Origin of the sequence: Streptomyces sp. MMG1533 (genome assembly GCF_001279775.1) — a bacterium.
In the GTDB taxonomy this organism is placed as follows: domain Bacteria; phylum Actinomycetota; class Actinomycetes; order Streptomycetales; family Streptomycetaceae; genus Streptomyces.
Genome location: NZ_LGDG01000227.1, coordinates 66,248 through 77,316, shown reverse-complemented (window position 1 = coordinate 77,316; position 11,069 = coordinate 66,248). Strand labels below are relative to the sequence as shown.

The window sequence follows — 11,069 nt, the reverse complement described above, 5'->3', positions numbered from 1 at the left end:
TGATCCCGGTGTCCTTGGTGAAGTTGTCCTTGGTCAGCTTCGCGATGTCCTCCATCTGCGGATTGCCGACCATCAGCACGTTGATGCTCTTGCCACCGCCCGAGGACCCTCCCGCTCCCGCTCCGGAGCAGGCGGTGGCGGTGGCGAGAAGGGCGGTGGCCGTGGCCGTGACGAGGGCGTGCGTCATTCTTCGTGCGCGCATGACTGACTCCAGGGGGATGTCTCGAGGGAGTGAGGAACCAGACCCCCGGGCTTACGAGGGTGGTGTGAGGGTGGGATATGGAGCTGGATGAGGATTCAGGCCCGGATGACCTCGGGGCCCAGCAGTGAGTACCGGTGTACTTCGGAGGCGGGCAGACCGGTGTCGGTGACGATCGCCTCGAACTCGGTGACCTCCGCGAAGCGACAGAAGCTCACGGCGCCGAACTTCGTGTGGACCCCGGAGAACACCCGGCGTCTGGCGACCCTCATGACCTCGGCCTTCAGCGCACTGACCGCAGGGTCGGGGGTAGTGAGTCCGTACTCCCGGGAGATGCCGTTCGCGCCGACGTACGCCAGGTCGATGACGAAGCCGGACAGCATGCGGGTCGCCCAGTGGTCGACCGTGGCCAGCGTCCCGCCACGCACCCGGCCGCCGAGCAGCAGCACGGTGATGTTCTCGGAGGAGGCCAGGTCACCAGCGGTGGCCAGCGAGGACGTGACCACGGTCAGTGGCCGGTCGCGGGGCAGGGCGGCGGCGATGAGCTGCGGGGTGTAGCCCTCGTCGATGAATACGGTCTCGGCGTCCCCGAGCAGTTCGGCCGCGGCGGCCGCGATCCGGGACTTCTCGGGGACGTGCATGGTGGTCCGGAAGGCGAGCGTGGTCTCGAAGCCCGCGCTCTCCACGGGATGGGCACCGCCATGGGTACGGCGAACCAGCCCGTGCCCCTCCAATACGTTCAGATCTCGCCTCACGGTCTCCTTGGAGACCCCGAGATCGGCGGCGAGCTTTCCGACGTCCACGGATCCGGTACGGCGTGCCGTCTCCAGAATCCCGCGTCTTCGCTCATCGGTGTCCACCGCGACACCTCCGTTCCACGGCTCCGCGCGGTGTGCCCACGCCGGAAGATTTCCGGAGCCCTGCCCGTTTGGGCGTCCGGTGGCTAATTTCTACAAGCAGGCCGCCCCACTGACCAGGCTCACCGTGAAGTACTTCATGACCGATTGTGCCCGTTTTCCGCAGTCCAGATCCCCTGGACGAGGCGGTGGAGGACCCCAGGCGGTGGGAGACCGCTGCCCGCTTGTCCACTGAGCGTGCCTGTTCACCGCCCGTTTTGCGGATGGATCAGGACACCGGACCGGAGTCGACGCGTAAATCCGGTCGGCACGGCGCTGTGGGCAGATGCGGCTGGCGAGCGGGAACGGCCCCGCCCTTCCGCGGGTGCCGGATGGACGAGGCGGCCGTGGGAGATGAGCGAGGCGGCCTGTTTCAGGCGGCGGACGCGGATGCTGACCTCGCAGGCGTCGATGCCGTCGATGGCGGCCACGCGCGTGGTGAGGTGGCGGTAGAAGTCCTCGGCGTCGCGGCAGGTGACGGCGACCATCAGGTTGTGCCGGCCGCTGATGGCACCGGCGAAGGCGACCTCGGCGTGCCGGGCGAGTTCCTGGCCGACCTGTTTGAGACGGGCGGGGGCGACGCGCAGCCAGAGGGTGGCGTTGAGGGTCTGCCCCAGACGTTCGGGCAGCAGGTGAGCGGGGCGAGGCGGGTGTGGGAGGCCGGCCGCGTACACGCTCGACCTGCTGCTTCCAGGCTGCGTCTGTCGTGGTGCTGAGCTCGGCATGGACGGGGACACCGCGCTGGACAGCCGTGGGGGTGTACAGGTCGGTGGTGACCTCCATCCAGGGTCGTCAAGGACCCTCGCAAGCCGTAGGCGGGGGAGTGTGCCTCGTCGAGCCGATGCCGCGTTGTTCCCTCAGTCCGCGGCCCTTGAGGTGAGCGGGGTGAGTTGGTGGATGTCGTGGCGGAGCCGTAGGGCCGTGATCTCGGCTTGGTCCGGCGGCCCCGAGGCGCTCAGGAGGTCGGTGAGCTCCTGGAGGTAGGCCTCATGGCCGGCAGGGGACACGAGGAAGAGCATCCGGGCCGGTTCGGCGCCGGGGTTGGAGAAGGCGTGAGGGCATCCGGCGGGCACGAACATGAAGCTCCCGGGTCCGCCCCGCAACACCTTCGCGCCGGTCTCGGACTCCCAGGAACGCCAGTCGCCGGTGGCCTGGGTGGTCGGGTGGAAGGCGAGAAGATCGAGTTCGCCTTCCAGGACGTAGAACACCTCCTCGGCCTGGTGGTGCAGGTGCGCTCCGACATCGAATCCCGGCGCGACCTCGGCCTCGAACGTCGACCAGGCCGTCGACCGTTCTGCACCCGATTTCAGCGTCAGGTTCTGGATCCGGCGGCCACCACCGGGCGGCAACAGCAGTCCATCGGTCATGTCTCCTCGATTCTCGGGTTCAGGGCTTCCATCCGGTGCTGCGCAACCAGGCCCCGAGCGTCATGAGGCCGGGGTGGTGCTCCCGCAGAGCTGCGATGTCGGGCACCGGGGCAGGCCGCTCATTGAAGAACTCGAACATCTTGGCGAGTTGTTCGTCGAAGGCTCGTATCTGCTCGACGGGCACCTGACGCAGACGTGCAGGCAGGCCGCAGTGGCGGCCGAGTGTCTCGGCGATCAGCGGAGGGGTGAGGATGTCGCCGGCGATCTCAACGGTCCGGCCGAGGAAGTGCTCGGGCCGGTCGAACGCGATCGCGGCGAACGCGCCGATGTCGCGTACCGCGATCAGGGGCATCGGAATCTGCGGTCGCACGGCGAGGCCGAGCACCAGTTCCCCGTTCTCCAGGACCGGGCGGTTGTACGTGGCGAAGTTGTCCATGAAGGAGACGGGGCGCAGGATCGTCGCCGGGAGCCCGAGTGAGCGAAGGTGCTCCTCGATCCGTCGCTTGCTTTCGTAGTACGGGATTCCGGAGTGAGCGGCCGCACCGTTGAGCGAGCTGTAGACCAGGTGCTCGATGCCCAACTCCCCGGCAAGGTCCGCCACTGCCTTTCCCCGCCGCTCTTCGGCCACCACGCCTTCGGGACTGATCCGGGGGCCGACCATCATGGTCAGCACCAGGAATACGCCCTGAGAGCCCCTCATCGCCTTGCGAAGGGACACCGGATCGTCCAGGTCACCGACGACGAGGTCGGCTCCTGCCGCACGCAACGCCCTGGCGGGGGGCGAATGGGGGTCGCGCACCAGGGCTTTGACCGGCCGGCCACGCTCGAGCAGTTGCCGTGCGGTCGCGCCGCCCTGCTGGCCGGTGGCACCGATGACCAGCACTTGTCCTCTGCGATCTGCCATACCGAACTCCTCACAGACCAATGGCCACGCCCGTTGACATTCCGCGTGGGCCACGTCGGCATCAGGGGTGGCCACGATGACCGCCAAGCAGCCCGTCGTGCCGACTTCGCCGCCTTCCCCCGGTGCTCAGCGGGCGAGACCGCAGCCGGCCGGTGCAGGACTGCGCGAGTACGGCGACTGCGGTCTCTGCCGGAGGGCCGGACTGCGCCGGAAAGAGCTCGCCGCGCCAACGCCGGGTGTGCCCGTCCTCCCCGGCGGGACGGGCACGGTGCGCTCAGCCCTCAGGGTGCGGGTTCAGCTGCAGGTCCGGTAGTTGTAGCCGGCGAGTCGCGCGTTGCCGTCGCCGTCGTAGAAGTTGTACCGGCCCTCGCTGTCGCGGGTGACGTTGATGTCGTACCTGTCGCCGTGGTAGGTCTCAACGGCGCCGTCGCCGGTGTAGTCCCTCAGCCCCCACACCCCCGCCTGTCCGAAGGTGTCCTTCCCGACCACCCCGTCACTCGTCAGGCCGTATTTCGCCTGATACCACTTGGTCGCGGTCTTGGTGTTCTCGCCGAAGACGCCGTCGATGTCCGCGGCGTCGAAGGGGGTGCCGTCCTGTTCGATGGCACCTTCCGCCCACAGAACCTTCTGCCACAGGCAGGTGGCGTTCGAAGACGTGTTGACGCCGGTCGACAGATCGCCCTCGTTGGCCCAGTCGTCGACGTAGGTACCGGCGCCGTACACGTAGGCGAGACCGCTGTAGGTCCCGTTCGCGGAGGCTGGTGAGGTGCTCAGGGCGAGGGTGGCGGCTGTCAGCAGGCCGACCGCGCATGCGGCCGCTCTGGTCCGCTTCCCGAGTGAGCTCATGGGTGTCCCCTTTGCGGTGGGTGTGGATGACGTGGGGCGCGGCGTCCGCCGCCCTGTTGCGCGGCCGGTCGCCTGCCGGGCAGCGCCTCCGGGTTGTGTGTCGCGCTGTTTCCCGTCCTGGACCAAGGTGCGCGGCCGACCGTCGGCGAACCTTGGACAAACGTTGAATGGGCTGGTCGAAGGTGCTGTGCCAAGGTGGGGACTTGAGACTCGGGGGCGTGCTGTGACGGTTGAGTTCCGTTTGCTCGGCAATGTCGAGGCGCGTGTGGACGGCCGAATAGTTGATCTCGGCCACGCCCGGCAGCGGTGTGTGCTGGCAGTGCTGCTCGTGGACGCCAACCGGGTGGTTTCGGTGGACCAGCTCGTCGAGCGAGTCTGGGCCGACCGTCCTCCGCAGCGGGTCCGGAACACGCTCTACGGCTACCTCTCCCGCCTGCGGCAAGCATTGGCCATCGCTGCGGGGGCGCAGATTGCCCGGCGATCCGGTGGTTATGTCCTCGACGTCGAGGCGACGGCAGTGGATCTGCACCGGTTCCACGACGTTGTCGCACGGGCCCGCGCGGCCGCGCGGAACGAGCAGGACGAGCAGGCTGCGACCCTGTTCGGACAGGCACTCGGTCTCTGGCGGGGAGATGCCTTCGCGGGTCTGGACGCCCCTTGGATCAACGCCCTCCGCGATGCCGTGGACCAAGAACGGATCGCGGCCGAACTGGACCACACCGACGTTCGGCTCCGCTGCGGTCACCACACCGGACTGTTGGCCGAATTGTCCGCCCGGGTCGAGACACACCCACTGGACGAACGGCTGGCCGGCCAGTTCATCCTCGCCCTGCACCGCTGTGGTCGCCCAGCCGATGCCCTCAACCATTTTCAGCGAATCCGGCTGCTGCTGGCCGAAGAACTCGGCTGTGACCCCAGCCTCCCGTTGCGGCAGCTGCACCAGCAGATCCTCACCACCGACCCGGCACTGGACGTCCCAGCCGCCGGCCCCGCCGCCGGACGCGCTCCGGGATCCGCACCCGCCCTAGTGCCGCGCCCGTCACCCACATCCCCTCCGGTGCCCACCGCACGGTTCGGCGGCGGTGCCCTGCCCAGTTCGCCGCGACCCCGGACGGGGAGCCATCTGATCGGGCGGGCAGCGGAGTTGACGGTCCTCGACGGTGCGATCGGGGATGCCCTGGCCGGTGCGCCAGGGGTGGTCGAGGTGGTCGGGGAACCGGGTATCGGGAAGACACGGCTGCTCGGCGAACTGGGCGAGCGCGCGAGACAGCGCGGTTTCCTGTCCTTGGCCGGCCGCAGCGTGGAGTTCGACCGGGCTCCCTACGGTGCGTTCGTCGACGCCTTGGACGACCACCTCGGCCATGCGGACTTCCTCCGGCTCCGGAACGAGGGAGCGCCGCCCGGCGTGTTCGCCCTGCTGAGTACGGTCTTCCCCGCGCTGTGTGACCGCTTCCCGACCGGGCCGGAGCCGGTGACGGTCGAACGGTACTGGTTCCACCGGGCGGTGCGGACGTTGCTGGAGACGCTGAGTGCCGACGGCGGGCTCGTGCTCAGCCTGGACGACCTGCAGTGGACGGATGACGGTACTGCCGAGCTGATCGACCATCTGGTACGGCACCCGCCAAGGACACCGCTGCTCCTCGCCCTCGCCTACCGCCCCCGGCAGGCCCCGCCGCGACTGGCCGCGGCACTGGGCCGGGCCGGAACGGAGGGAAGAGTGGCCAGGGTCGAGCTGGGTCCGCTGTCCCCGGCCGAGGGAGCGGAGCTGTGCGGGGCCAGGAAGGATCACTGGCGTTTCCAACAGCTGTACGAGGCGAGCGGCGGCAACCCGTTCTACCTGGAGGCGCTGACCCGAAGTGCCGGGAACGAAAGCCCTCCGGCGGTCCCGGCCGACTCGGCGCCTGTCACCGACGATCTGCCGCAATCGGTGCGTGCCGCACTGCTGGAGGAGCTGGGAGGTCTGTCGGCCGCTGCGCGGGTCTGTACACAGGCGGCCGCGGTGCTCGGCGACTCCTTCGACGCCGAGATGGTGGCGGTCGTGGCCCAGACCGGTGAGGCACAGGCCCTTGCCGCACTGGACGAGGTCGCGGAGCGGGACCTGGTACGCCAGGTCGGCTCCACGCGCCGATTCCGGTTCCGCCATCCGCTGGTGCGGGCCGCGGTGTATCAGGGGGCGGGCGCCGGCTGGCGGATCGAGGCGCATACACGCGCCGCGGACGGCCTGGCGCTGCACGGCGCACCGCTGACCGCCCAGGCGTCGCACGTTCAGCGTTCGGCGCGAGTAGGAGATGAACACGCCGTCGACGTACTTGTGCGGGCCGCCCGTCAGGTGATGACGATCGCACCTGCCACTGCCGCGCATTGGACACAGGAAGCCTTGCGATTGCTCGGAGACCAGAGTCGACTGCGGCCCGAACTGTGGCTCCAGCAGGCCAAAGCTTCGGGCATGGCCGGACGACTGCTGGAAAGCCGCGACCTCCTGCGCACGGCCGCTTCTCTCCTGCCCGCGGAGGCACGGGCTCAGCGGGCGCTGCTGACCGTCTCCCGAGCCACGATGGAGTGGAAGCTCGGCCGGTACAAGGAGGCGACGTCGCTTCTGCTCCGGGAACTGGCGGACCACGACGGCCGGCCGGAAGCCGAGACCGCGGCTCTGCAGACGGGGGTTGCGACGGTGGCGCTTCGCACAGCCGACTTCCCGACAGCCGTCGACTGGGGCGAACGCGCGCTGCGCTCGGCGGAAACCGTCGGCGACCCGCTGCTGATCACCGCCGTCCGGGGTCTGCTGGCACTGGCACATACCCTGGCCGGGGACTTTGCCCGATCGACCGACTACCTGAACCTGGTCCTGGAAGTCGTCGACGAAACCGATGACCAGCACCTGGTCGGCCAGATCGACACCCTTGTCACGATCGGCTGGACGGAAATGTTCCTGGGACACCACGATCCCGCGCTCCGCCACCTCGGTCGGGGCCTGGACCTTTCCCGCCGTACCGGCCAAAGCCTCATGCTCGCCGATCTGTTCGCCGCCTCCGCATACGTCCTGATGTGGCTCGGGCGTCTGGACGAGGCAACGACGTACGCCGACGACGCACTGGAGGCGGCATCACTCGTCGGCAGCAACGAGCCACGCTCGCTGGCCGAGGCGGTGAACGCGGCGGTCTCGATGTGGCGGGGAGACTTCGCCGGAGCACTGAAGATCTGCGAGGAGTCGCTTTCCCAGGCCGGCCCCGAACCGACCCAGTACCGGTCGGCGATCCTCGGGATGCTCGGCAATGCGTTGCTGCTCAACGGCGATCCGGCGGGCTGCGTCCGCAGGGTGATCGAAGCGGGCGGTGGCCCCGAAATGTCGGCGTTCGAAGCACCCGTGCGCCCCTTGTGGTTACGGCTGCTGACCGGTGCGGAACTGGCCCGGGGCGATGTGGCGGCTGCCGAGATGTGGGCCGGCCGCGCAGCATCCGCTGTGAGCCCTGACAGACCGCCCGGACAGCTCGGCTTCGCTTTGCTGGCCCGCGCCGAGGTACACCTCACCAGGGAAGACGCGGCGGCGGCAGAGACTGCGTGCGAGGCCGCTGCCGCGTTCTGCGCAGCTCGAATGCCGCTCTATGAAGCCACAGCCCGGCTGACGGCCGGCATCGCGCTGTCCGTCGTGGACCGCCGGCCCGAAGGACTCGCCCAGCTGGAACGAGCGAAAGCACTGTTCACTCGTTGCGGGGCAACGGCCCTGTCCGAACTGGTCGATCAAGAACACCACCGCATCGCCGCCCGAACTCCGCCTCCGACGATCGGCATCACCCCCGGGATCTGAGGCCCCCGAACAGCACAAGCTTCGCCGGCCCTCGCGGCAGCGTGGTACGGATTCGCGGTCGTCGGTGCCGTCCCGTCGCAGCGACGCCGGTGACGCACTGGGGCCGCGGCTCCTTCGGTAGCGAGTCGTGTGCTGGAAGAGCACGCTGGATGAAGGGGGCAACGTGATGGAGAGACATCTCATGGCTCGAACCAGTACAGACCAACGGCCGCACACCCCATTCCTTTCCCGCCCCGCTGTCCGCCGCGTCACACCGTTCGTCCTGATCACTGCGATCGCCATGGTCTTCATCTTCGAAAACCGCGCGAGTACCGAGATCCGCCTTCTCATCCCAACGGTGACCATGCCGCTATGGGGTGCCCTTCTGATCGCCTGGGGCCTCGGCATGCTCGCCTGTGCCTTTGCTGCGCGGCGGCGCCGGCACCGACGGACACGACGACCGCAGGGGTGATTTTCTGTGGTCCTTGCCCCCGCCGCCGCGTCGACATGGCCCCGGCCTGCACAGGTGTCCTGCGCACTGCGCATGGAGAGCCACCGGTCAGGCACTCCGAGGTGCGCAGGGCACCCGACAGGACGAGATTGGAAGTAGCCCGACCGGCCGAACACGAGTGCGCGGTTGTGCGGGGCCGTGCGACACGAAGGAGCCGGCGATGACGAGTCATGTCAGTGGGGGCCCGCTCGGGTGCGGCGGTGCGGGGTTCAGAGAGGACCGGTGTCGGAAGCGGCCGGCTGGTCTTCGCCGCCGTTCTGGGCCATTGTCCTGATCGCGATCAACGGCTTCGTGATCTGGGCACTGTGCACCGCTCCCGGTCCGTCGGAGCGATGAAGCAGGGGATGGCCTCGGGTTGCGCACCGGGACCCAGGCCGTCTCCGGATCGGAGACACCCATGAAGGACCTCAAGTTTGAGCAGAAGCGCTCGCTGTCACGCCTTGAGGCGGCTGACCAGCTCACCGCACTGGCAGCCGCGCTGAGGGAAGGTGGGGATGCCGAACTGGAAGTCAGCCCCGGAACGCTGAGCCTGCGGATCCCCGACGACCTTCGCAGCGAGGTGGAGATCGAGATCGGTGATGGGGAGATCGAGCTGGAGATCGAGTTCAAGTGGCCGACCACACCGACCCGGACAGAGCCGTCGCGGACGGTCGCACGCACAAAGGAGGCCACAACGCGCAAGAGCGCGCCCGCCAAGCCAGGGCGCAGCGGCAAGGCCACCAACAGGAGCAAAGGCACGAAGCAGTCCGCTACGAAAACGCCCTGAGTCGTGCCGAGCAAGGAGGGCTTGGTTCCAGCTGTCCCGCGGCTATGGCTCCGTCGAACGGGGCTGGGTATTCGGGATCCGCTGGGTGAAGAACATCGCGAGGAGAGCGGTGAAGGCGAGGATGGCGAGTGCGGCGCGCAGACCGTCGATCCTGGCGGCGGCGTTCGCGTCGAGCGCCGCCTGACTCACCTCCGCGCTCGTGCCCGCCTCGTCGAGGGCGGTCTCGAGCTGGGCGTCCGACAAGAACGGTACGCCGCTCTGGAGTTCCACGGTCGCCCGGCTCTTGACGTCGTCCGGGACCGCCGGATTCTGGTCCACGCTGGTCAGGAACGAAGTCGTGAGCGTGGCGATCATGATTGATCCGGCGAGTGCCGTACCGATCGAGGCGCCGAGATTGGTGACGGCGTTCTGGACACCGCCGACTTCTGCGCTCTGTGCCTGTGGCACCGCGGATACGGTGACCGCCCCGAGCTGGGACGCCAGCGCGCCCATCCCGAGCCCGATCAACAGGAGCGGGATGGCGACGATTTCCGCACCGGCGTCTGCGTCGAGCGCGGCCATAAGGACCACCGCGCCCGTGAGCAACGCGAGGATCCCGAGCCGCACCACCCGCTGCGGAGAGACGTCCGGAAAGTAGCGGGGGATCAGGATCGCGGCCGCCAGCAGTGTGACCGACAGCGGCAGGATGCGGACTCCGGTCGCGAGCGCGGACAGGCCCAGGGCCACCGACAGGTAGAGCGGTACGACGAAGAACACGCCCATCTGAACGAGGTACTGGAAGAAGAACATCGTCAGCCCGCCGGTGAGTTGCTTGTTCTGCAACATGGCCGGGTCGATGAGTGGCTCCCTCCGCCGCTCCACCAAGCGGGCTTCCCAGCGGAGAAAGAGCCAGATCAGAAGGACACCGGCCAGCATCAGCCACACGACCAGCGAGACTCCGAGCCACGAAGGGGCGTCGGGCTTCGGCCGGAACCAGCCCCATTCGTCCGAGCGGAGTACGCCGTAGACGAAGATCCCGAGCCCACACGCGGAGAGCACGGCGCCGACCAGGTCGATGCGCGGGCGTTCGTCGATCGGCGCGTCCGCGATGCGGCGGGCGAGCACCAGGATGCCGATCACCATCAGCACCTCACCGGCGAAGACCCACCGCCAGGAGAAGTACGTGGTTGCGACACCGCCGACGAGCGGCCCGACCGCGATCGCCACGGCCCCTGCGGCCGCGACGAGTCCGTAGGCGGCGGGACGGCGTTCAGAGGCGAAGTTGCTTGCCACGAGCGTCACGATCGCGGGCAGGATGAGCGCCGCCCCGATCCCCTCCAGGAACGCCCAGCCGAGCAGCAGCACGGGCAGATTCGGTGCGAGCGCCGTGACCAGGGAGCCGCAGCCGTAGATACCGCAACCGATCATGAACACGCGTTTGCGGCCGATCAGCGCCCCGGCCTTGCCGCCGGGGATCATGAACATCGCCATCACGAGGGTGTAGGCCGTGATGGCGCCCTGGACACCCGTCACCGTCGTGCCCACGTCCTCGGCCACCGTCGCGATCGACACGTTCATGACCGAGCTGTCGAGCGCCATCAGGAACTGACCGGCCGCGAGTGTCAGCAGGACGATTCGCGCCGTTGCCGGACTCTCTGCAGTGCCTGCCCTGGGTGCCATGCGCGAATCGTCCCAGCCGCCCCGGAGGGTGATCCGAGACCCGCCAGGGAGGTCAACCGGATGGTGGACCACTCGACGGGGACCGGGCTCCGTATCGGGCATGGCACGGTTGCCGGGTCAGCTGTCGCGCGCCGGCG

At 68.6% G+C, this 11,069-nt stretch carries 8 protein-coding genes and 1 pseudogene; 2 read left to right on the top strand and 7 right to left on the bottom strand.

Annotation, left to right across the window (positions count from 1 at the left end):
• The 6 genes and pseudogenes from ADK57_RS27680 to ADK57_RS27655 form a co-directional block, all read right to left on the bottom strand.
• A pseudogene (locus ADK57_RS27680) lies at window positions 1-202 on the bottom strand (sugar ABC transporter substrate-binding protein); the annotation flags it as partial.
• A 95-nt stretch (window positions 203-297) separates the two neighbouring features.
• Window positions 298-1,059: a DeoR/GlpR family DNA-binding transcription regulator gene (locus ADK57_RS27675; protein ID WP_053752311.1), complete on the bottom strand. Its 762-nt coding sequence runs from the start codon at window positions 1,057-1,059 to the stop codon at window positions 298-300.
• 242 nt (window positions 1,060-1,301) lie between these two features.
• A complete protein-coding gene (locus ADK57_RS27670; RefSeq protein WP_053752310.1) occupies window positions 1,302-1,769 on the bottom strand; it encodes an Lrp/AsnC family transcriptional regulator in 468 nt (155 codons plus the stop codon).
• 183 nt (window positions 1,770-1,952) lie between these two features.
• Window positions 1,953-2,462 carry a cupin domain-containing protein gene (locus ADK57_RS27665; RefSeq protein ID WP_053752309.1) on the bottom strand — a complete coding sequence of 170 codons (510 nt, stop codon included), beginning with the start codon at window positions 2,460-2,462 and terminating at the stop codon, window positions 1,953-1,955.
• Between the two features lie 19 nt (window positions 2,463-2,481).
• Window positions 2,482-3,366 carry an NmrA/HSCARG family protein gene (locus tag ADK57_RS27660; RefSeq protein ID WP_053752308.1) on the bottom strand — a complete coding sequence of 295 codons (885 nt, stop codon included), beginning with the start codon at window positions 3,364-3,366 and terminating at the stop codon, window positions 2,482-2,484.
• Window positions 3,367-3,660: 294 nt separating this feature from the next.
• Entirely contained in the window at window positions 3,661-4,212 is a 552-nt protein-coding gene (locus ADK57_RS27655) for a peptidoglycan-binding domain-containing protein (protein WP_053752307.1), read from the bottom strand.
• Window positions 4,213-4,435: 223 nt separating this feature from the next.
• Between ADK57_RS27655 and ADK57_RS27650 the strand changes: the two genes are divergently transcribed.
• The gene (locus ADK57_RS27650) at window positions 4,436-8,017 is read left to right on the top strand and encodes a BTAD domain-containing putative transcriptional regulator (protein WP_234390437.1); all 3,582 of its coding nucleotides are present in this window, start codon (window positions 4,436-4,438) and stop codon (window positions 8,015-8,017) included.
• A gap of 887 nt (window positions 8,018-8,904) precedes the next feature.
• Window positions 8,905-9,273 (top strand): amphi-Trp domain-containing protein, encoded by a 369-nt coding sequence (locus tag ADK57_RS27645; protein WP_053752305.1) that lies wholly within the window; start codon window positions 8,905-8,907, stop codon window positions 9,271-9,273.
• Between the two features lie 42 nt (window positions 9,274-9,315).
• On the opposite strand, the gene ADK57_RS27640 is transcribed toward ADK57_RS27645, so the two are convergent.
• Window positions 9,316-10,932: an MFS transporter gene (locus tag ADK57_RS27640; RefSeq protein ID WP_053752304.1), complete on the bottom strand. Its 1,617-nt coding sequence runs from the start codon at window positions 10,930-10,932 to the stop codon at window positions 9,316-9,318.
• Between the last annotated feature and the right edge of the window lie 137 nt (window positions 10,933-11,069).